The 20,484-nt window shown below is 52.4% G+C and carries 21 protein-coding genes and 1 pseudogene; 3 read left to right on the top strand and 19 right to left on the bottom strand.

Annotated features, from left to right (window positions below; translation table 11 throughout):
- The first annotated feature begins 64 nt into the window (after positions 1-64).
- Together G4C92_RS11745 and G4C92_RS11740 are read left to right on the top strand one after the other, a co-directional pair.
- Positions 65-796: an XRE family transcriptional regulator gene (locus tag G4C92_RS11745; RefSeq protein WP_274940029.1), complete on the top strand. Its 732-nt coding sequence runs from the start codon at positions 65-67 to the stop codon at positions 794-796.
- Positions 797-846: 50 nt separating this feature from the next.
- Positions 847-1,044: a helix-turn-helix transcriptional regulator gene (locus tag G4C92_RS11740; RefSeq protein WP_274940028.1), complete on the top strand. Its 198-nt coding sequence runs from the start codon at positions 847-849 to the stop codon at positions 1,042-1,044.
- Positions 1,045-1,139: 95 nt separating this feature from the next.
- Here the strand turns inward: G4C92_RS11740 and G4C92_RS11735 are convergent, their stop codons facing one another.
- The 3 genes from G4C92_RS11735 to G4C92_RS11725 form a co-directional block, all read right to left on the bottom strand.
- On the bottom strand, positions 1,140-2,072 hold the full coding sequence (locus G4C92_RS11735) for a hypothetical protein (RefSeq protein WP_274940027.1): 933 nt from the start codon (positions 2,070-2,072) through the stop codon (positions 1,140-1,142).
- Between the two features lie 118 nt (positions 2,073-2,190).
- Positions 2,191-2,532, bottom strand: a complete 342-nt coding sequence (locus G4C92_RS14985; protein WP_330654713.1) for an NAD(P)H-dependent oxidoreductase — start codon at positions 2,530-2,532, stop codon at positions 2,191-2,193.
- A 339-nt stretch (positions 2,533-2,871) separates the two neighbouring features.
- Positions 2,872-3,342, bottom strand: a complete 471-nt coding sequence (locus G4C92_RS11725) for a DUF2798 domain-containing protein (RefSeq protein ID WP_274940026.1) — start codon at positions 3,340-3,342, stop codon at positions 2,872-2,874.
- 492 nt (positions 3,343-3,834) lie between these two features.
- On the opposite strand from G4C92_RS11725, the gene G4C92_RS11720 reads away from it, so the two are divergent.
- On the top strand, positions 3,835-4,377 hold the full coding sequence (locus G4C92_RS11720; RefSeq protein WP_274940025.1) for a prolyl-tRNA synthetase associated domain-containing protein: 543 nt from the start codon (positions 3,835-3,837) through the stop codon (positions 4,375-4,377).
- 13 nt (positions 4,378-4,390) lie between these two features.
- Here G4C92_RS11720 and G4C92_RS11715 read toward each other — a convergent pair whose 3' ends face one another.
- From G4C92_RS11715 to G4C92_RS11635, 16 genes and pseudogenes are all read right to left on the bottom strand, one after another.
- Complete coding sequence (locus G4C92_RS11715; RefSeq protein WP_274940024.1) at positions 4,391-6,130, bottom strand: sensor domain-containing diguanylate cyclase; 1,740 nt, start codon at positions 6,128-6,130, stop codon at positions 4,391-4,393.
- A 75-nt stretch (positions 6,131-6,205) separates the two neighbouring features.
- Complete coding sequence (locus G4C92_RS11710; RefSeq protein WP_274940023.1) at positions 6,206-8,620, bottom strand: bifunctional diguanylate cyclase/phosphodiesterase; 2,415 nt, start codon at positions 8,618-8,620, stop codon at positions 6,206-6,208.
- Positions 8,621-8,706: 86 nt separating this feature from the next.
- Entirely contained in the window at positions 8,707-9,249 is a 543-nt protein-coding gene (locus tag G4C92_RS11705) for a methylated-DNA--[protein]-cysteine S-methyltransferase (RefSeq protein ID WP_274940022.1), read from the bottom strand.
- 37 nt (positions 9,250-9,286) lie between these two features.
- On the bottom strand, positions 9,287-11,794 hold the full coding sequence (locus G4C92_RS11700) for an excinuclease ABC subunit UvrA (protein WP_274940021.1): 2,508 nt from the start codon (positions 11,792-11,794) through the stop codon (positions 9,287-9,289).
- 164 nt (positions 11,795-11,958) lie between these two features.
- The gene (locus G4C92_RS11695) at positions 11,959-12,198 is read right to left on the bottom strand and encodes a class I SAM-dependent methyltransferase (protein ID WP_274940020.1); all 240 of its coding nucleotides are present in this window, start codon (positions 12,196-12,198) and stop codon (positions 11,959-11,961) included.
- A 186-nt stretch (positions 12,199-12,384) separates the two neighbouring features.
- Positions 12,385-13,482 (bottom strand): annotated as a pseudogene (locus tag G4C92_RS11690) (replication-associated recombination protein A); the annotation flags it as partial.
- A 525-nt stretch (positions 13,483-14,007) separates the two neighbouring features.
- Positions 14,008-15,288, bottom strand: a complete 1,281-nt coding sequence (locus G4C92_RS11685; protein WP_274940019.1) for an IS110 family RNA-guided transposase — start codon at positions 15,286-15,288, stop codon at positions 14,008-14,010.
- Between the two features lie 245 nt (positions 15,289-15,533).
- Positions 15,534-16,064, bottom strand: coding sequence for a GNAT family N-acetyltransferase (locus G4C92_RS11680; protein ID WP_274940018.1), 531 nt, complete (start codon positions 16,062-16,064; stop codon positions 15,534-15,536).
- 96 nt (positions 16,065-16,160) lie between these two features.
- Positions 16,161-16,622 (bottom strand): GNAT family N-acetyltransferase, encoded by a 462-nt coding sequence (locus G4C92_RS11675; RefSeq protein ID WP_274940017.1) that lies wholly within the window; start codon positions 16,620-16,622, stop codon positions 16,161-16,163.
- A gap of 30 nt (positions 16,623-16,652) precedes the next feature.
- Positions 16,653-17,102 (bottom strand): 8-oxo-dGTP diphosphatase, encoded by a 450-nt coding sequence (locus tag G4C92_RS11670; RefSeq protein WP_274940016.1) that lies wholly within the window; start codon positions 17,100-17,102, stop codon positions 16,653-16,655.
- A gap of 7 nt (positions 17,103-17,109) precedes the next feature.
- Positions 17,110-17,526 carry a DUF3795 domain-containing protein gene (locus G4C92_RS11665; RefSeq protein ID WP_274940015.1) on the bottom strand — a complete coding sequence of 139 codons (417 nt, stop codon included), beginning with the start codon at positions 17,524-17,526 and terminating at the stop codon, positions 17,110-17,112.
- A 10-nt stretch (positions 17,527-17,536) separates the two neighbouring features.
- Complete coding sequence (locus G4C92_RS14980) at positions 17,537-18,451, bottom strand: GNAT family N-acetyltransferase (protein WP_330654712.1); 915 nt, start codon at positions 18,449-18,451, stop codon at positions 17,537-17,539.
- 92 nt (positions 18,452-18,543) lie between these two features.
- Positions 18,544-18,972 (bottom strand): RNHCP domain-containing protein, encoded by a 429-nt coding sequence (locus tag G4C92_RS11650; RefSeq protein ID WP_274940014.1) that lies wholly within the window; start codon positions 18,970-18,972, stop codon positions 18,544-18,546.
- A 175-nt stretch (positions 18,973-19,147) separates the two neighbouring features.
- On the bottom strand, positions 19,148-19,543 hold the full coding sequence (locus tag G4C92_RS11645) for a hypothetical protein (RefSeq protein ID WP_274940013.1): 396 nt from the start codon (positions 19,541-19,543) through the stop codon (positions 19,148-19,150).
- 13 nt (positions 19,544-19,556) lie between these two features.
- Positions 19,557-19,745 carry a helix-turn-helix transcriptional regulator gene (locus tag G4C92_RS11640; RefSeq protein ID WP_274940012.1) on the bottom strand — a complete coding sequence of 63 codons (189 nt, stop codon included), beginning with the start codon at positions 19,743-19,745 and terminating at the stop codon, positions 19,557-19,559.
- A complete protein-coding gene (locus G4C92_RS11635; protein WP_274940011.1) occupies positions 19,732-20,427 on the bottom strand; it encodes a phosphatase PAP2 family protein in 696 nt (231 codons plus the stop codon). Before G4C92_RS11635 ends, G4C92_RS11640 begins: the two co-directional genes overlap by 14 nt.
- Between the last annotated feature and the right edge of the window lie 57 nt (positions 20,428-20,484).

The raw sequence follows: 20,484 nt of genomic DNA, 5'->3' as shown, positions 1-20,484 counted from the left end.
AAAAAATCTCCGCAAATCAGATGTCTGCAGACGGATCATCGGGAACGGCAGAAAGAGGTGACTCATGGAAAACATCGGCACGATCATCAAATCCTACCGAAAAAAGGCGCATATGTCTCAGATTGATCTTGCGCAGAGGCTGCAGGAAGAAGGCATCGACGTCGGCTTCAAAAGCGTCTCCGCATGGGAAACCGGACGAAACGAGATCTCCGCGCGGGTTTTTCTCCATGTGTGCCGGATTCTGCAGATCCCGGACTGTCTGGAAGAATACTTCGGCAGCAACCCGAACGATCCGCTGGCTATGCTGAACGAGGAAGGGAAACAGAAGGCGCTCTCCTACATTGATCTGCTGATCCATCCGGCGAGCTATCTGAAGAAACCGAATGTCATCCCGTACAATCCCGCCCCGTCAGGAAAAGCCAGAATGCGAAAACTCCGGCTCTACGACGCAAGAGTATCCGCCGGAACCGGGGATTTTCTGGATTCCGATTACTACACCGCGATCGAGGTTCCCGCAAAAGACGCAAAAGGCGCCGATTTCGCCGTCACGGTCAGCGGAGACAGCATGGAGCCGGTCTTTCACGATCACGACATGGTGTATGTGCACCGGCAGGAAACGCTGGAGGACGGAGAGATCGGTATCTTCTCCCTCAACGACAGCGCTTATATCAAAAAGCTCAGGAACGGCGCCGACGGGACCTTTCTGATCTCGCTGAACCCGAAGTACCCGCCGATTCCGGTGCGGCCGGATCATGACGCCTTCCGCATCTTCGGGAAGGTCTGCCGGACGACTTGATGCCAACTGACATGAATACAGAAAAAAAGGGGGGGAATCACAAGATGAAAATGCCGAATAATTTGTTGAAATGCCGCAAAGAAGCGGGACTCACCCGGGTTCGGGCCGCAGCGGATCTGTACATCGATCCGAAAACGCTCTACCGCTACGAATACGGCGTACAGTATCCGAACGTCTACACGGCGCTCCGTCTCGCGGAATACTATCACCGGACCGTACGGGAACTGTTTCCCCCGGAAGCGATCTGAGTCTCCCTGGTAAAGCCGGTCCGGCTGCGCGGCCGCATCCCGCAGGATCCGGCTGTCCCCTGCATTTCCGGATCAAATGCCGGATATTCCGCCGCTTAGAACAGATCCAGCATGCTGTCGAGATAGATCGCCTCTCTCACGTGTATCTGATACTCCGGACGGGTCATGTAATAGAGCAGAAATTCCAGAATAAGCGCGCTTCCCAGCCCCCTGCCCTCGATTTTGAAGTGGCGGAAGCCCATTGGCCTGTAGCGGTGCCGGATGTCATCCGTGCCGATGAAGCCGGGGTTGTCCATCGCGTTCGAAAAACGGTACCCCTCCGACGCGCCGGGAGATTTGCAGTGATATTCCGGAGCCGTCTCATCCAGATTTCTCCGGCTGACAGCCTGATAGCACTGTTTCCTGTCCGGACAGCCGAACCAGCAGCCTTCGTTGCACAAAAACTCCGTCTTCGCCTTCAGACGGGACGGAAGAGTGCAGAATTTTTCAAACGCTTTGTTCAGCCGGAAATCCGGGACTACATAGGCGAAATCGTCCCGTTTCAGTTCCTCTTCAAGCTGTCGGAACTGCGTCAGAACCTTGGTCGTGGAGGACACAAAGTAAAATCCCGGATACCGTTCCTTCAGATATGTCAGGAGCAGATCCGAGTGAATGATGACGCCGCTCCGGGGATGCCCCGCCTCACTGAACAGCCGGCAGATCCGGTTGCACCGGGAATCCGTCAGGTGTTCCTTCCGGATCAGAGAGTTGCTGAATGTCAGTCTGGCTGAAATCCCGAATTCCTGCGTCAGCGCCAGCGCGTCCTCCGGCGGGCAGACGCCTCCTCCGACGCGTCCTCCGCTCCAGACGCAGTCCGCCGGTGCTCCGTAGATCGATCCGATCTCACACCAGTCATAGAAGTACTCCCTGTGTTTCCGATAGAGCGGAAGAAAAACCCTGTACAGCTCGTAAAATTCAAAAAGCCCGGGAAGATGATAAAAAATGACACCCGTCCTACCAGCACGGGACTGATCCTTCAGTTCTTCCATGGATTTTTCTTCCCCAGCCATCCCATTTCGGTCCAGTAGCTTCTGTCCGCCTCCGACAGACCCTTCTTCTGTAGCATCCGCACAAAGCGGAAATAAAGCCTTGTTTTCAGAGAAGGTTTCACATGTCCGAATCTCCGCCGGATCCTCTTCGCCATCCTGCCGGTCTTCCTGTCAATGACCCGTTTGCGTTTATCGGAGACGCCGGCCCAGTTGTGCGCGAAAACCGGCATGCCGAAGTGCTGATACAGACGCCCTGCTTCCCGAACATCGAGGCCACAGGCCGATGGATAAGCCAGCGATAGCCATAGTGATCCAGAAACGTTTTCATCGCGCCTGTCACATGATAAACATACACCGGACTCGCCAGAATGATGACATCCGCCGCGTCCATCGCCTCTGTCAGCGGTCTCAGTTTTTCATAGTGCGGGCAGCGCTTCTCGTCTTTCAAAATACACTGCATGCAGCCCACACAGTATTCATGAAAATCCCGGGGGAGGAAAAACTCCGTTACGTCTCCCCCCGATCTTCTCCGCCAGTTCCCTCGCGATATGACAAGTGGTCCTGGTATGGTTCTGCCCGTTGATGATGACAATATTCATTCCCGTTTCCATTTTTAACGTTTCGCACCTGTATTCACAATCTACTCAAAAAAGACTGTGTCGTCAATGGGGCATGTGTCTCCAGGATCACCCCGCATAAAAAGCCCGGCTGTCAGCAAAGAATCCTGACGGTCGGGCGCCTGACAATCTTCATTTCCTGCTGTTTCCGAATGATTTACAGCCTTTATAATAAACCTGACTCAACTGCGGTTTTTCCTTCTGAAAAGTGCTCTGAAAACAAATCTGCCTGCGGGTCCGGCAAAGAAGATCTGCCAGAAAAGCGCCATAGGGAAATTGAATGCCGCCGTCTGAAGCCAGACACTGACAAGACCGGCCTCATGGTATTCCTTGAACAGAAGCGTGGCGATAAAACTCATAGTCGGGCACATAAGGCAGACCGTCAGCGAGCATCGGATCAGAAGGATAAAAAAGAACGGCATTTCCTTTGTGGCAACGCGCCGGGTCAGTGCCACAACCGGCCGCTCCATGACGAACATTTCCAGAATAATGGCAGCCGGCCACATGATCCGAAGTTCTCCGAACGCCATCAGGAACACCGCGTCCTGCATCCCGCCGATATTAAGGGCGATGTTGTAGCAGATCATGGCGTATACCATAAGAAACGCCATCACGACAGTGAAAATGAAGTTTTCAAACTTTGTTTCGGGCAAAACAATACTCCTTTCGCGAATGACGTGTTGTTCGTTATCACTGAAAGGAGTGTGCGCTTCCAATTCTACCGTAGAACCTGATGAAATTACCGCTCTGATGATACCACAGCCCTCCGGCCTGTTGTCAATCTTCAGATTTTTTTCCTGATACGGTTGACCGATGCTGACAATCCGTCCTTCAATGCGGTGCGTATGGTTGTCAGGCGGCTATATCTCACACCCGGTTTCGATAAATCTTCAGTTTCTTCGGATGCACACGCCGCCTGCCCGCCTCCGCGTACAGCCGCCGCGTTCCCCCGTCCGTAATCCCTGCTCAGCCGGATGCGTCTGTGCAGTGCAGAAAGTAGACACCGGACGGGCGCAGGGTGTATGCTGAGAAACTGACAAAGACCTGCACGGACAGATCCGCTCTGTTCCGGGAAATCCGCATCAGATCGGACGGCAGATCATCCGTCTGAGGCAATCGAGAACAGACAGAAAGGATCGATCAATATGGAGTTATATGACGGCAGACCGGAGACGAACGCCGGCCGGGAAGAAAAAGAAATCCGGGTTTATGATCTTCTGGATTCTCTGGGAATCCGCTATCAGCGCACCGATCATGCGCCGGCTACGACCATGGCGGTCTGCGAGGACATTGATAAGGTTCTGGGATGCCTGATCTGCAAGAACCTGTTTCTCTGCAACCGGCAGCAGACCAGCTTCTATCTTCTGATGATGCCCGGGGATAAAGTTTTCAAAACAAAGGAGCTGTCTCATCAGATCGGTTCGGCAAGACTCAGCTTCGCGCCGGAGGAAAAAATGGCGGAATATCTGGATATCCTTCCCGGAGCCGTCAGCGTCATGGGACTGATGAATGATACGGAGCATCATGTCCGGCTGCTGGTGGACGAAGACGTCCTGAGCGGAGAATATGTCGGCTGCCATCCATGTGTGAACACATCCTCTCTCAAAATCAGAACCGACGATGTGTTTCACACATTTCTGAGTGCGGTGCATCATGATTATCAGACGGTCAGGCTGACCGGGGAATGAATACCGGCATCATTCAGCTTTCCGCGGAGTAATCCGTCACAATCTGATCCGAATCCTGCCGCTTGGCAAGGAACATGTACCGGTCTGCTCGGGAGACAATCGACTTGAGGTCATCCTCCTGCCGCACCACCGTGATGCCGATTGCCGCCTGGCAGGCCACCTGGTGTCCGTCCACGACAATTTCCGTCCGGTTGGACAGCTGCAGAAAACGTTTCGCCGCGTTCTCAATCTCCTCCGGCCGCCTGAGCTGGAGCAGGCCCACAAACTCATCTCCGCCCCATCGGCAGAACCGGTCGGCCCGTCTTCCGTACTTGCGGAGACGAATCCCGAGTTCCTGCAGCAGGCAGTCTCCCACATTGTGTCCGTAGCGGTTGTTGACATCATGAAAGCGGTCCATGTCCGCAAACAGCACCGCAAAAGGATGTCCGGTGCGCTGGTAGCGTTCAAGTTCCTCCCCGATGCATGTTTCCATGTACGTTCTGCCCGGCAGACAGGTAAGCGGATCCCGGGTCGCCACCTCATAAATATCCCGCAGGATATTCTGATCATAAGTCCCGTCGCCAAGTGATCTGAACAGGGCAGCCAGATCAATGACGCTCCCCCGGTCGTCCCGTATCGGCACCAGCGTGTTCCGGACCAGAAGGTTCTCCCCGTCCTTTTTGCGAATGAGCATCTGCATCGTCTGCACCTGTCCGGAGCGGTACGCGACCAGAGCCGGGCAGCTTCCTCCCGTGATCTTATCTCCGCTCACAAACGAACTGCCGAAAGCCAGATCAACGCAGCGTTTTCCCACCACTTCATCGAAACGGTACCCGAGGAGCCGTTCGGCCTCCTTGTTCCAGTACAGCACCGTCTGGTCCGGCGTCAGAATGTAGCTGCCCAGAGGAACTTCATTCAGAAACTGCTCCAGCGAGGCGATCTGCGTCTCTCCTCTCCTCACGGACGTCTGCCCGGAGATGTTCTCCTCAAACAGTTCGGAAAAAACCGTTTTCCTGAACCGCATCGCCTCATCGCCGTACGCGGCCCTTACTTTAGTAAAAAGGGTGCAGGGAATGCTGTCCACCCGATGGATTGCCTCAATGCCCGCGGAGAACCTTCCGGCCTCCTCCCACAGTACATCGCGTGATGGCGCTGCCATGATGATGCCGTACCTTCCAATACCGAGCACCGCCGCCGTCGCATCGGAACCGGCTGTCTCCGCGATCACCTTCCCGCAGACCTGCTGCACCCGGGACGCGGCCTTCTTTCCATAGCGCTTCGCGATACGGGACAGCTCCGGGATCCGAATCATGATGATTCCAAAAGGACGTTTTCCCTCCCGGTTTTCGCTCTCATAGTCTGATAGATCCTGCAAAAATTCCGCCGCGGTATTCAGTCCTCCCTTTCGTTCTCTGTCTTCGTCCTTCGCCTTTTCCAACACCGACTCCAGCACCTGGGCATCGAGGAAAAATCCCATCAGTCCGCTGATCCTGCCGTCCCGGTAAGTCGGCCACTTGGTGGCATAGATAGAACGGGCTGTTCCTTTTGCGATGCAGCGGCCCGGCACCAGTGCCTGCATCTCACCGGTCGCGATAACCTGCTCCTCCGCTTTTTTGTAGACTTCATTGTTTGGATGCCAGTTCATCTCCTCATCGTTCCTGCCCAGAACCGCAGATTCGTCCGCAAAGCCGAAATAGTCAAGGAAGAAGCGGCTTGCGCCGAGGAATCTCCGCTCCCGGTCCTTCCAAAACAGAGCAAGCGGAATATGCAGCATCAGATCCTCCCACAGGGCGTCCTTTGCCCCGGAAGACTTCTGAATCAGGGCGCGGTACGGATCGTCCCCGCGCCGCTATATCTCCTCCATGGCGTTTTCCGCATCCATGGAGCGGATCAGATACAGAACCATCTTCCGCTCCGTTCCCTCCGCATACAGAAGCCGATGGGACATCCAGCGGTAGCTGCCCTGCTCTGTCCGTGTCCGGAAGGCCTCCCTCAGAATCCCGTCTTCTGTCTGTTTCAGCCGCTCTCTTATGTTTTTCAGATCCAGAAAAGCGCGGCATCTCTCCCTGTCAGCCGGAAAAATGTTCGGCAGTATCCCTGCCGGTGATCCGTCCTCCCTCAGCAGAGGCACGCCGCCTGACGCTTCATCCAGATCATCGGAAAAATGCAGACTCCGAATACTCTCCGCTCCGGGATCAATGCAGAAGACGTACTGATAAAGCTTCAGAATATTCAGCAGAAGTTTGTTTTTCTGAAAAAGCTTTTTCTGGCTGTCCGGATAGTCATTGATGCGGACACGGAAAAGACCCCGGTCATCCAGAACCGCCAGCAGACGAAAACGGAGAAACCGCATCTTTTCCCGGACGGTCAGCAGGAGCTCTCCCTCCCGATTCGTAGAGGCGGCATAACGGGCAGCCTCTCTGAATCGGCCTTCCAGATCAGGCCCCTGACTGTCAAGAGCGCTCTGTATCTGTTCTTCCTCTTCAAAGCCATCTTTATGCAGCATGTTCCGGGCAGCTTCATTGGCGGAGAGCAGCCGGACACGTCCCTTCTGTTCCTCTGCAATGACTACCGGTTCGTCCGTAAGAAAATTCACCTGGCCTACAGTCTCGTAGTAAGTGCGCTGTCTGGCGTCCTCAACGGATATTCCCCGCTCCCTGCAATGGGCAAGCAGTTCATCAAATGGAAGCGGCTTACCGTAATAGTAGCCCTGAAGCTTCTCACAGCCGCACTTTTTCAAAAAGTCAGCCTGCTCTCCGGTTTCCACGCCCTCCGCCAAAGTCCGGCTTCCGATCTTTTTGTCCATGGCAATCACGGAAGCGATGATGCTGCGCGAACGCGGCGTATCCTTCCGCAGAAAAGCCATATCCATCTTGAGCACATCAAACGCATAATCCTTCAGCAGATTCAGCGTGGAATAGCCGCTCCCGAAATCATCGATCCAGATCTCATACCCCGCACTGCGGAACCGATCCAGACTGTGGGAAATTTCATCCTCGCGAGAGGTCAGGGTGCTCTCCGTCACCTCGATGTGAAGCATACGACGGGGAATGTCATACTGTTTGACCAGCGTCTCGATCTCATAAAAAATGTCACAGCACAGAAAATCCACTCTGGACAGATTCAGGGAAACCGGAATCTCGGGACAGTTTCCGGCATTTCGCTCCGCGATCTTCTCCATCACCTGGCGGATCACGCAAAGGTCCAGCTTCCAGATCAGCTGTGCCTTTTCCAGCGGCTCGATAAAAGAGGCCGGAAAAAGAAGTCCTCTCCGGGGATCCTGCCACCTCGCCAGAGCCTCCACTCCGCAGAGCTGGCCGGAAACCGCACGGATGACGGGCTGATAATAGACCTGAATCCAATCCCTCCGGATTGCCTCATCGAGGAAAGACGTCACATATTCCGACATCTCCAGATCTTTTCCCATCGCCTCGGTGTAGAAGGAAAAGAAGGTGTTCATATGCTTTCGGTTGTCATCACAGGCGATCTTCGCACGGCTGCAGACTGTTTCCGGCGTAAGATCCGGATCCTCCCAGATACAGGCTCCGATGCTGCAGTCGATGGTGTCGGTTCCCGTCTTTTTGATCATCTCCCGAAGGTTCATAGCCTGTTTCTGTATCTGACGGGAGGGAGTGAAAACCGCAAAGTGATCCCCGCCGAAGTGGGCGGCCGCGCCTTCCGGAAAACACTCTCGGATGCACCTGCCTGCGGCCTGCAGAAAACGGTCTCCGTAGGCAATCCCGTAGCGGATGTTCATGCTCCGGAAGTTGATCAGGTTCACAAATAGAACCGCAAAGGCCGTGCCCCGATGCTCTTTTCGCTGTGACGCAAGAACCGCGAAGAAGGCGTGCATCTCCAGAAGATTTGTCATCGGATCCAGTTCCGGTATGTTCGCGTTCCTTTTTGTAACGGCAAACAGATCCATCGTAAAGTCGACGATCCAGACATGACCGTCCGCGCCCTTATGCGAACGCGCGATCGTATGGATCAGGCGCCGGTTCCCTTTTGCTGTGACAAAACTGAAGTCAAAGGACTCTGTGGAACCGATATTCCTGCCAAGTCTCAGATAGGCCGACCGCACCCGCATCACGTCTCTCGGATCCACGAAATTCCAGAACGAGCCGCTGCAGGCCGAAACAGCCTCCTCCATAGAGGACACCTCCAGCATCTCCAGACCTTTCTGATTCGCATAAACAGGAAGACGCTCGTTCTGATCCAGCCGGAATGCGTAAACCGCGCCCGGGACCGAATTCAATATTTCCATCTGCATAACAGCGGGAAGCCTGTCCTGCTCCATTTTCAGATACTCCTTTCTCCCGGCTGTTTAAAAAATCTCCGAAGTAAGCGGATCTACCTTCCGCTGCCAGTCCGTTTCTGAGGCTGCGGCAGTTTCGTCACATCTATACCTTCCAGTTCCAGCAGAGCCTTTTTCCTCATGAGTCCTCCGCCGTACCCGGTCAGACTCCCGTCCGCGCCGACGACGCGGTGACACGGCACAATGATTCCGATCGGATTATGACCCACTGCCCCGCCTACGGCCTGCGCCGACATTCTCTCAAGGCCCCGCTCCTTTGCGATCCGTCCGGCGATCCAGCCGTATGTGACCGTCCTTCCGTACGGAATCTCGCACAGAATCTCGCCGACACGATTGCGAAACGCGGAACCGACCAGATGCATTCTGGGAAAAAAGCCCGGATCGTGTCCCGTAAAATAGATGGCAAGCCATTCCTTTGTCCGTTCAAAGTATTCCGTTTCGCGCGGAACCGCCTTCTCGCTCAGGCCCAATCCGACATACCGGCTTCCTTCCTGAAACCAAAGGCCTGTCAGCCCCTCTTCATCCCCTGCGAGCAGAATCCTTCCCAAGGGAGATTCGTATTGATCCGTATAAATCACGGTGCGCCTCCTGCTCTGTATGATTGCCATTGCCACTTTACAGAAACCTGGCCGTCAGGCTTTCCGGGCTCTGCCTGATTTCATCAGGAGTGCCGCACGCAATGATCCGGCCGCCTTCCTTTCCGCCGCCCGGTCCCATATCAATGATATAATCGGCATTCCTTATGACGTCAAGATCATGCTCAATGACGACGACAGTCGCCCCATGATCGATCAAAGTCTGAAAAACACGCAGCAGCGTCCTCACATCCTGCGGATGCAGGCCGATCGTCGGTTCATCGAAAACAAACACGGAATCGCTCTGGCCTTTCCCCATCTCACTGGCAAGCTTCAGCCGCTGCGCCTCACCGCCGGAAAGCCCCGGTGTTTCCTCGCCGAGCGTCAGATAGCCGAGTCCCAGATCGTGCAGCACCTGAAGGCGCTGCTGCAGCAGTCTGAGTCCGCCGAGTGCATGCAGAACCTGATCCACACTCATATTCATCAGTTCCGGCAGGCTGTACTCCTTCCCGTCCTTCGCTCTGCGGCGGATGTCAAAAGCCTCCCGGCTGTACCGGGAGCCCCTGCAGTCCGGACATGGAATCTTTACATCCGGCAGAAACTGGACATCCAGAGAGATTTCTCCCGTCCCGTCGCAGGTCGGGCAGCGGAGTTTTCCGGTATTATAGGAGAAATCCCCCGCCTTGCAGGAGTGCGCCTTCGCGTCCGCTGTTTTCGCGTAAACTTTTCTGAGTTCATCATGGACATTGGCATATGTCGCCACAGTTGAACGCACATTGATGCCGATTGGCGTCGCATCGATCAGTTTGACCTGCGTAATGCCTTCCGCTTCAATGTTTTTCACATGTCCCGGCAGCTTCTGCCCGCTGATTTCAGCCCTGAGCGCCGGAATCAGGCTTTCGAGCACCATCGTTGTCTTACCGGATCCGGAGACCCCCGTCACCACGGTGAGCCGCCCCATCGGGATCCGCACGTCCAGCGGATGCACGGTGTGGATCAACCCTGTCTCAAGATGAATGAAACCTCTTTCAAACATGGCGTCCGGCTGCGCAGCCGGACGGATCCTTGACTCATACGGATCGGAAAGGTACGGTCCGATGACAGATTCCGGATTCTTTGAAACGTCCTCGATCCTTCCCTCGGAAATAACCGTCCCTCCGTCCGCTCCGGCTCCCTTCCCCATCTCGATCATCCAGTCGGCATGCTTCAAAACCTGCGTGTCATGATCGACAAGCACCACAGAGTTACCGTCCGCCCGCAGATCGTCCATCACGCCGGTCAGTCCCCTGAGATTATAAGGATGCAGGCCGATAGACGGCTCATCGAGAACATACAGTACCCCTGTCGTTCGGTTGCGGACTGCCCTTGCGAGCTGTACACGCTGCCGTTCGCCGGTCGAGAGTGTCGAGGCCGCCCGGTCAAGCGACAGATATCCAAGCCCCAGATCCATCAGCCGCTTCGAGACGTCCATAAAGGATTCGCATATATTTTCCGCCATGGGACGCATTTCTTCCGGAAGAGATGCCGGAACACCCTGTACCCAGGGGATCAGTTCCGAGAGTGTCATAGCGGCCGCCTCATCCAGCCCGATTCCCCGCAGCCGCGGCGCACGGGCGGCTTCTGACAGTCTTGTGCCACGACAGTCCGGACAGACATCTTCCTCCAGATACTTTTCAAGCCGCTTCATTCCCTTCTCATCTCTGACCTTGGCAAGGGAATTTTTCACGGAGTTGACCGCGCTGTAATAATTGAAGTCCATCTCCGCAGGTTCCAGTGTGTTCGGATTAACATAATGAATATGGTGCTTCTTCAACTCGCCGTGGTAGACAATCTCCTTCTCCTCCGGCGTCAGATCACGGAACGGCACGTCCGTCCGCACCCCCATCGTGCGTACGATATCCTTCATCAGCGACCACATCAGCGTCCCCCAGACAACGACCGCGCCCTCGTCGATTGTCTTTGAATCATCCGGCACCAGCGCTGCCTCATTCACGTTCCGGACGACTCCTGTTCCGCCGCAGGTCGGACAGGCGCCGGTACTGTTGAAGGCAAGCTCCTCCGCTCCGGGTCCGTAGAATTTCTCCCCGCAGACCGGACAGGTCATTTCCTGCATAGCTGCAACGGAAAGAGACGGCGGGCAGTAATGCCCGTTCGGACAGCGGTGGCTCGCGAGCCGGGAAAACATAAGCCGCAGACTGTTCAAAAGCTCCGAAAGCGTCCCGAACGTGCTGCGAATGCCGGGAACACCCGGGCGCTGGCGCAGCGCAAGCGCCGCCGGCACATATCGGACATCCGCCACGTCCGCCCGCTCCGCCTGCGTCATCCTCCGGCGCGTGTAGGTAGACAGCGATTCAAGGTATCTGCGGGATCCCTCCGCGTACAGCGCACCCAGTGCAAGTGAAGATTTCCCTGACCCGGAAACCCCGGCAATCGCAACGATCTCATGAAGCGGGACATCCACATCTATGTTTTTCAGGTTGTGAACCTTTGCGCCGCGTACCTCGATGCAACCCGGCAGCATTTTTCTTTTTTTATCTTCAGTCGGCATACCTGCTCCTTCTCGTCTGCGTGAAATAAGCTGTTCGTCCCTGCGCATCGCAATTTCTTTTCAGACATTTTAGATACAGGCGCAGACTTGTGAGCTGCAACGCGGAGCCATTCAACTCCTGTCGCAGCGTTCGCATTCTTAATTGCCAAAACAGCATCGTCTTTCTACATGTTGCAGATGAGGAAATATCCTCCCTGCTTCAGAACCTTAGCCATCTGCACAAAGCATCTTTCAAGCCCCTGCCAAAAGTAGATGGTCCCAAAGGCAGTGGCGAGTTCGAAACGATTTGCCGCAAACCGCAGCTCCGGCACATCGCGCTGCTGCACTTTGCAGCGTCCGCTGCCTATTATAGCCTTGTTATATTTCTTTGCTTTTTCAACGGAAAGCGGCGAATAGTCAATCATTTGAAATAATTCTTTAAAAGTCCCACTGCATTCTTCCCTTATCGCATGCCCTGAAAGCTCATTTCACTTTCTTCCGCGAAGAATGGCTGATCCCTGCAGCATATATCCTCTTGATCCTTTTGAACGAATATCTCATCGCGCCCAATCATTGCTTCTTTGCCTTTGCAGGCTGCTTTATCTCTATGATCAATCTTCCCATGGTTTTTCGGGCTTTCCCGAAAGCGACGGGTCAACGTAAGCGTATCTCTCCGGTTTTTTTCCGATTTTTCTGAAATAAGCCTTGATGTCTTTCTCGTGTCCGATATCATTCGGCTCATAGATTTGTTCTTCACGGATCTCATCGGGAAGATACTGCTGCTCCACCCAGTGATTCGGATAGTTATGCGCATACTTGTAACCGACACCACGACCAAGCTTTTTTGCCCCTTTATAGCTGGAGTCCTGCAGGTAGGATGGAATCGGCAGATTTCCCGTCTTCCGGACCAGCGACAATGCTTTTTCAATGCCGAGATAAGCAGAATTGGATTTTGGAGCGGAAGCGATATAGGAGGCCGCCTGCGCCAAAATGATTCTGCCCTCCGGCATACCAACGCGCTCCACGCCGATTGCCGCCGATGCTGCAACACAGATGGCCATCGGGTCGGCATTGCCGACTTCTTCCGATGCAGCTACCAGCATTCTGCGCGCAATGTACTTCACGTCCTCTCCCGCTTCCAGCATGCGGGCCAGATAATAAAGAGCCGCATCCGGATCTGAACCGCACATGGACTCAATAAAAGCAGCGATCGTATCGTAGTGATTGTCCCCGGTCTTATCGTAACGGATTGCCTTCTTTTGTATACATTCCTCTGCCACCTCCAGTGTGACATGGATCTTTCCATCGCTTCCAGGGTCTGTGGTAAGAACGGCGAGTTCTATGGCGTTTAGCGCGGCGCGGGCATCCCCATCCGCGATATCGGCAAGAAATTCTGCCGCCTCCTCCGTGATAACTGCGTTGTATGGTTTTACTCCTCTGTCGGAATTGAAGGCCCGGTGGATCAACGTAAGAATATTTTCCTTCGACAGCGGCTTCAGTTCAAAAATTCTCGATCTTGAAAGAAGCGCACCATTCACTTCAAAATACGGATTCTCTGTTGTCGCGCCGATCAAAATCACCGTGCCGTCTTCTACATATGGCAGCAAATAGTCCTGCTGTGCCTTATTGAACCGATGGATTTCATCAATAAAAAGAATTGTTTTTCTTCCGTAACCGCCCAGATTCTCTTTCGCTCTTGCAACAACCTCCCTATAAAGTCAAGTCATTTTTCCTTGAAAATCAAGGATTTTTCAACGTTATACCTCTGCTAAATGAGCCGGAAGGATGGGCATCTCAGAGTATCTGGTACGAGAATAGAGGTGTTTTGGGTATACGAATCAGAACGTCACTTGTTCCGATATTCATGGCCGTTGTATAACCCTTCCCTCTATGGCAGCGCACCTCCCGTATCTACCAGGATCACCTTCGGTTTCCCGCCGGGTCCTCACTTCCTTCGTTCCGCCTGCCCATAACCAGGGTGTCAGCTTAGCTCCTCATCAGGGTCATGCCCTATGGAAATAATTCCTGCCGACTACTGGCTCATTCTTTGTTGTTTGCTGACTCCAGTTCCCGTTCACCAGCACCTTTCGGTGGACGTTCCCCTGATGAACTTCTTCTTTCGTCACTCCCATAAGGGAGCCGGTCACCTGCTCGTGACCGGAACCGGATCCCTGATGCCGGATCAGATGCCCGGCTCCGGCCGCAAGCAGTAGTTACTCTGTTGTCTTGGCTGCTTATGCCGCCACTGGTCTCCGGATATCACCCATCAGCTTCGCCGCGTCATAGGTCGTTCCTGTCTGCAGGATCAGATAGAATACCCGGATCAGTTTACATGCCACCGCGATCATCGACTGCATCTTCTTCAAGGGGTTCTTCTCCCTTGTCGTGTAGTACTGGTGGATCGACCGGAATTCCGGACTGTGGCTCACCACGCTGACCGCCGCTTCATACAGCACATACCTCAGCCGCTTCCGGCCACGGTAGCTGATGTGGCTCTCGCCCTTGTGTTTGCCGGATTCATTCTTCACGATGGCATATCCGGCCAGTTTCTGCAGCTGTTTGGGATCATCGAAACGCGTAATGTCCCCGACTTCCGCCACAAACCCGACCACCGTTTTCAAACCTACGCCTCTAATCTCCAGAAGCTTATCTACATACGGAACCTCTGTGATCTTTTCCTCGATCAGCGCCATCAGCTCTGCTTCCCTCGCCGTCTGCATCTCATAGTCCGCAAGCAGGATCTTAAGTTCTACCCTGGCTGCTTCCTGTGCTTCCCGGCTTCCGATGCTGTGCTCCGCCGCCGTTACCAGGGTCTTTGCCCTCTTTAATCCGACGCCTCTTACCTTTGCATCCCTCCAGATCCGGTTCACACCGTCCACACCGAGTTTTACGATATCCTCCGGCAGTGGTGCCACCTTCAGAACCATCAGGCCGCTGACCGCACCGACATTCCCGTAAACGTCTTTATAATTCGGGAAGTAGATGCTGAACCATCTGGCGATCCGGTTCTTCAGTCTTGTGATCTCGCTCTGAGCGAGCACCTGCAGTCCTGACAACGCTCTGATCTCTGCGTAGACACCGTCCGGGATGTACGGTCGAAAATACCTTCCGTCTTTTACCAGACCAGCGATCACTTTCGGATCCTTGCGGTCGTTCTTGGACGGGTTGTTGTCATCCAGTTCCTTCGATTTCTTGACATGATGGGGATTCACATGCACCGGGATCATCCCGTTGTCCTGCAGGAACTTCCCCAGGTTGAACCAGTAATGGCCTGTCGGCTCCATGCCTGGTATTACCTTGTCCATCCCGTGCTTTTCCTTCAGTTCCATGATCCAGGCTCGGAACGTCTCGAACCCTTCCTCTGTATTGCTGAATTCCAGCGGCTTTCTGGAGAATTCATATCCCCGCCAGTTGAATGCCCGTGCGAAGTGTGTTTCACTCCCTACATCGATGCCAAGGATCAAAGTTTTTTCCGTAATAGCTGCAATCTTTGCGTTCTGTGTGGTAGACTTCATATCAGATACCTCTCTTGTAATGGATTTGCTAACTGTCGTGGGTCAGCAAACCTTATATTACATTGAGGTATCTTTTCTTTCACCTGCTTTCTTTCAAGTCCCTATATTTGAATCATACAGGAAGCTCCTTACAAAAGGAGCATAAAGCTTGAGCTGCGTTTTTTCTACCAACCTCTATTTGCGTTTCCGCAACTTGAAGTTGCTTTTGCCGTTTTGTTTGATTATTTAGGCAAATACCGAGTTGTCTATTTTATCCTCTTCTCAAACCGGAACATCCCGTCCGGAAACTGTTCATCCATTTCCTGTTCGGCATCGGGATCGTTCGGATCAGGATGATGGCTGTTGTAGAATTCCACAATATGGAACTCGCAGCGATTAACGTAGAAATGAATATTGCGCTTCTCGAAATATGGCGTGACGGTTTCCCAGACCTTCACTTCCGGATGGAACTGCTCGACTGCGCACCAAGCTGCATAGCCGATTCCTTTGCTGTGTGCATTGGGCGACACAAACAGCAGGTCGAGATTGCCACGTTCTCCATCCACCTTTATGACTACACCGCCGACCGGGTGGCCATCCTGCATGATCCGGTATGCCTCGCCGCCGTCAATGGAGTGTTCTATCGTTTCACGAGAGATGATCTGTTCATCTTCCTCAAAATGTTCGTCGCGAAGACCGAACTCTTCCAACGCGCCATAGTTGAATGCTTCTTGATTATCTCTGATAAATTGCTCCCGATCATCTGCGGTCAAAGGAACAAGCGTGATTTCCACCATAGCTTTACCTCGTTAAACAGCGATTTGTCGTTTTACATTGTATTCCGATTTCATCTTCAGAAAACCTTTGTAAATACCTCGTACATATCCCCTATATCACAGCAGTTCCATGTTTATTGATTTTTCTGTAAAACCATATTTCTTATACATTTCATATGCGGCAATGTTTTTTGCATTTACCTGAAGTTCTATTCCATTGGAACCTGAAACAGTCTTCAATTCTTTAACTTTCTCGAAAAATTGATGTCCTATTCCTTTTCCCCTGAAGTCTGTGTCAACAGCCATACTTTCAATAAAAACCACATCTCGTCTAACATGGGCGGGACTTTCAACATGCTTATATGTTACTTCCATAACCCCCGCAACAGTTCCGTCTACATCCGCAACATATAGATTTCCGCTACTGATCATAAGATCGAAAATATCTTCTGATATGAGATTTTCATTGGATTTATAGATATCTGGTCTCCACGCCACATGCATTTCCTGAACCTGATTCATTATTTTTCTGACTGCATGATAATCTGTCTTCTTCGCATTTCTAACAAGTATATTCATTGTATCCTCCAGGTTTTTCAAAGTCTCGATTTACTTAATGGAGACGGTCCATGTGTCTCCATCGACCAGGTATTGAAATTCCGTTAGAGCCGGATCGTTTATTACCCGCATCAAATCTTCAAAATCATCGACTGTGTTTATCTCTGACAGGCGATTGCTTTCCACCCATTCCATCCTTCCTTCATCAGATGAGAGAACAGTTCCACTGTACTCTGTTGCCTTGAACAGAAGGACAACATACCGGCCATCGTTAATTGGGAACTGCTTTACGCCTGCGAGATGCGGATTCTTTATATCCAGTCCGGTTTCTTCTTTCATTTCACGGATCACCGCATCAACGAATGATTCTCCCGGCTCTACATGACCACCCGGAAGAGTATATCCTTGCCAGTCGTTTTTCGTTCTGTTCTGAAGGAGCATTTTGTCTCCATCTGTGATGAGACACAATACTGTCAGTTCGACATTTTCCGTTCTGCTCATATTGTTCTCACCCCTCGCAAGTTTTGATCCGATTTCCTGTTCTGATAAAGTCAATCAGTTCTTCCAGATCATCAAATTCATCATAGTCGCCCATGATTCCTTCCCGATGATACACGATACCGTTCTGCTCGTTGCGTTCCAGACAGTCCAGCAGTTCCTCAAGACCATATCGACGGGCGAATTCTGCAAAGGCCCGTGCTTTTATTTTTTCAGCGTAAAGCCCCTTACGACAATCAGCTGGATTGCAGTCATAGCAGCCGAGCAGTTTTTTCTCAATTACACATTTCCGGTTTTCGCACCACTCCGCATCCTTGCACCAGGACAGTTCCAGAAAACCGTCACGCTTGCATCCCTTGCAGGCGACATTTTCGGAACACAGACAGCAGGCTAATCCGCATCGTGCGATGCCGAGTTTTCTCTTCATGGCAGCCCCCTCACTTAATCCACCACTCAGGCGTCAGTTCACCCAGAGTCATGATTCTTTCCTGTTTGTAATCCATCATGATCTGGATGCTTTGGTATTTCCCAGGCATAAGCTGAACCATTAGTTCACGGCAGGCTCCGCAGGGTGCGCCACTGGAACCGTCCGGTAAAATGGCGATCACCTTGTCGATTTCCTGTTCTCCGTTTGTAATCATGTTAAAGATGGCATTCCGCTCTGCGCAGATGCCCAGCGTGGAGCAAGTATCGATACAAACGCCTGTATAAATCTTCCCTGATCTTGAAAGAATGGCTGCCGAAACCTCGCCGCAGGTGATGTAATCTGAAATCTTGCGTTCGTTTCGTACTGCGATGGCGGCGGCGTACAGCCTGTCCCATTGCCACTGGTCTTTGGTCATGCTGCTTACATGGCCTGTCCGTTTTTCATGCATCAGCGGTACATCTACGCCTTCTGATTTCCACTGGTAGCGGAACCCGCATTTCTCCTGGACACGTTTCGATTTGGTGTTGCCTTCATAATAGCCGATCCAGACCTTCGTCATTCCGCAATCTTCAAAGGCATGACGGAGCATTTCCTTTACCGCCTCCGGCATGATACCCTGACCCCAAAACGGCTTCCCCAGCCAGTAGCCCATCTCGCATTCATCATCACGCTCGGTCATATCTGTGTGACCGTTCAGCTTCAATTCGATTGCGCCGATGGCTTTGTTATCGGTTTTCAGGCAAACAGCATAAGCCTCTTTGCCGTTAAAGACATTCTGTATCACGTCCCAGCTTTCCTCAATGCTCTGATGAGCAGGCCATCCCGCGATCGGACCGACATCCGGGTTTTTCGCGTATTCGTATAAACTCTCCGCATCGCTGTCCTCCCAGCGACGCAGGATAAGGCGTTCAGTTTCCAGTGTCATGATTCGATCTCCTTACTGTGTATTAGTTGCCCGCCGATGTTTATTAGGCAGAGCCGATACGCCAATGAGACGCACCGGCTCCACTGGTTACATTACCACTTCAGTTCTCCCTCGCCACCCATCAGCCGCGTCATTTCCTCGATCCGCTCCAGCGGAAATGGAGGAGAAGAGACGGGCTTCATTGCCAGCGACATCAACTTCATAGGATTGTCATCGGCTGCGATACGGTTGGAGCTTAACGCCCCGCATGCCTTACAGCGATGGATGATGGCCCATTCGCCGTTCTTCCTTACCCATACCGCAATCGGCTCCATCACGCCGCCGCAGTCTGCCGCCCGGTCTCCCGGTTCATTATCCAGATGCTGGCTGGAGAGACAGTACGGGCAATGGTTCCGATGATCGCTCCCTGCGCCTGTCGATACAACGGTTTTTCCGCAGACCTTACAGACAAAGGTTTCGTTGCATGGGTGTGTCTTATAGTAATTCTTCTCGAATGATTTTTTCTTGTTTTCCCTATTCATTGGGGATTGTCCTCCTAAAAGTAAAATCATAAACCTTCTGGGAGGCTTGCGAGATCGTTGGCAAACCTCCCGGTTATGCCACAATCTCCATTGATTTGCTAAACGTCTTCAAACAGCAATTCTCCTTCTTTTCTTTATCATCAAAGCCTTGCAGCCTGATTTCTGCTTTGTGTTGTTATTTTGTTGTGGCTATCAGATAGCCCTTTATGATCAGAAACGAGAAACATATGATGCCGGCATACGGCTGCCTTGTCGCTATAAACACGATGACCGCAAGTATTAACAGGCTTATTCCCGTAATGAGCCGGTGTCTGTTCCAAACCGGTTTATTGAACTTGGCAATGATCATACCACAGACCCCGTTCAGGATCGTAATGCCGATGATTACGATAAATACGATCTTCACCCACGGGCTGATCTCGGTCAGTCCAAACAAAGATACTGTCCCGGAAGAAGCCGCTCCGTTCCCGAAAGCAGGTATGAACAGCAGGATGGCCAGGAGGATGTCCAACGCATTACATATGAGCGAAACGTACTTGCTGACGAACTCCTTTTTGTCGTTTTCTGCCACGGTGATCATTTCGTCAGAACAGATCATCGATCGTTACGGAGAAATACCGGGAGATTTCTTTAAGCGATTCAATGCTCGGATATCCTCTGCCGGACTCCCACTTGGAAATGGCTGTCCTTGAGACAAACAATGCCTCGGCAAGCTCCTCCTGTGTGAGAGATCTGCTCTTCCGTAGTTCCTGTAGTTTTTCACTGAACTCCATATGATGCCTCCGACTGCCGGTGCATTTTCCTTTGACCGACATAATCGGTCACGAAGCGGTAGATCATATACAGACCGAAGCTTAGGAAGACGGAGCCGACAATATCTGTAGCCCAGTGTACACCTGAGATCAGCCTCCCGATCACCATAAACGTTGAAAACGCAAGCACAAATACTGTTATTGCTTGCTTTGCCGCTGTATTTCTGATTCTCCGGTCGGCCTGATACTGTAGCGTCGGCATCACACTCAACACCAGAAGGGTCGTCGATGACGGATAGGACGTTTCCAGATTTCCGTCTATCAGGATCGGCCGGAAATTGATCGGCACCATCTCAAACAACAGATATCCCAGGATGACCAGCACATAATACACGCCTAACAGCAGGATGTCGGGATCGACCTTCAGCAGACTTCTCCGCTTTACCAGCTGCGCAAATCCCAACACACCGAAGCACATACATACGATGATTGGGACAAGGCCAAGCCAATCTGTAATCGTATAGATCAGCATATGGACGCCTGTCATCCTGTGGAACCACACATTGAACGTTGCAAACCCGACTGACGTTCCGTTCTGGCCTACATTCTGCACATCAACAAGCTGAATGAGCATGGTCCATAAGACGAAGGCCGATAACAACACGATTCCCGACAGCAATTCTTTTTTCCTGATATCTTTCATTTTCAATCCATCCTTTCTCTTTGGCTTGCGGTCAAAGAGATCATAATGGAAAGTAAT

Origin of the sequence: Chordicoccus furentiruminis, assembly GCF_019355395.1 — a bacterium.
Taxonomy (GTDB): Bacteria; Bacillota; Clostridia; order Lachnospirales; family Lachnospiraceae; genus Chordicoccus; species Chordicoccus furentiruminis.
The sequence above is the reverse complement of the archived record's forward strand: the minus strand, read 5'-3'. Positions and strand labels throughout refer to the sequence as shown.

Excerpts from the sequence above, each read along its gene's own strand:
- G4C92_RS11745 (WP_274940029.1), top strand. The coding sequence starts at position 65 with ATGGAAAACATCGGCACGATCATCAAATCCTACCGAAAAAAGGCGCAT.
- G4C92_RS11740 (WP_274940028.1), top strand. The coding sequence starts at position 847 with ATGCCGAATAATTTGTTGAAATGCCGCAAAGAAGCGGGACTCACCCGG.
- G4C92_RS11735 (WP_274940027.1), bottom strand. The coding sequence starts at position 2,072 with ATGGAAGAACTGAAGGATCAGTCCCGTGCTGGTAGGACGGGTGTCATT.
- G4C92_RS14985 (WP_330654713.1), bottom strand. The coding sequence starts at position 2,532 with ATGCAGTGTATTTTGAAAGACGAGAAGCGCTGCCCGCACTATGAAAAA.
- G4C92_RS11720 (WP_274940025.1), top strand. The coding sequence starts at position 3,835 with ATGGAGTTATATGACGGCAGACCGGAGACGAACGCCGGCCGGGAAGAA.
- G4C92_RS11715 (WP_274940024.1), bottom strand. The coding sequence starts at position 6,130 with ATGCTGCATATTCCGCTTGCTCTGTTTTGGAAGGACCGGGAGCGGAGA.
- G4C92_RS11710 (WP_274940023.1), bottom strand. The coding sequence starts at position 8,620 with ATGGAAATATTGAATTCGGTCCCGGGCGCGGTTTACGCATTCCGGCTG.
- G4C92_RS11700 (WP_274940021.1), bottom strand. The coding sequence starts at position 11,794 with ATGCCGACTGAAGATAAAAAAAGAAAAATGCTGCCGGGTTGCATCGAG.
- G4C92_RS11695 (WP_274940020.1), bottom strand. The coding sequence starts at position 12,198 with ATGATTGACTATTCGCCGCTTTCCGTTGAAAAAGCAAAGAAATATAAC.
- G4C92_RS11685 (WP_274940019.1), bottom strand. The coding sequence starts at position 15,288 with ATGAAGTCTACCACACAGAACGCAAAGATTGCAGCTATTACGGAAAAA.
- G4C92_RS11680 (WP_274940018.1), bottom strand. The coding sequence starts at position 16,064 with ATGGTGGAAATCACGCTTGTTCCTTTGACCGCAGATGATCGGGAGCAA.
- G4C92_RS11675 (WP_274940017.1), bottom strand. The coding sequence starts at position 16,622 with ATGAATATACTTGTTAGAAATGCGAAGAAGACAGATTATCATGCAGTC.
- G4C92_RS11670 (WP_274940016.1), bottom strand. The coding sequence starts at position 17,102 with ATGAGCAGAACGGAAAATGTCGAACTGACAGTATTGTGTCTCATCACA.
- G4C92_RS11665 (WP_274940015.1), bottom strand. The coding sequence starts at position 17,526 with ATGAAGAGAAAACTCGGCATCGCACGATGCGGATTAGCCTGCTGTCTG.
- G4C92_RS14980 (WP_330654712.1), bottom strand. The coding sequence starts at position 18,451 with ATGACACTGGAAACTGAACGCCTTATCCTGCGTCGCTGGGAGGACAGC.
- G4C92_RS11650 (WP_274940014.1), bottom strand. The coding sequence starts at position 18,972 with ATGAATAGGGAAAACAAGAAAAAATCATTCGAGAAGAATTACTATAAG.
- G4C92_RS11640 (WP_274940012.1), bottom strand. The coding sequence starts at position 19,745 with ATGGAGTTCAGTGAAAAACTACAGGAACTACGGAAGAGCAGATCTCTC.
- G4C92_RS11635 (WP_274940011.1), bottom strand. The coding sequence starts at position 20,427 with ATGAAAGATATCAGGAAAAAAGAATTGCTGTCGGGAATCGTGTTGTTA.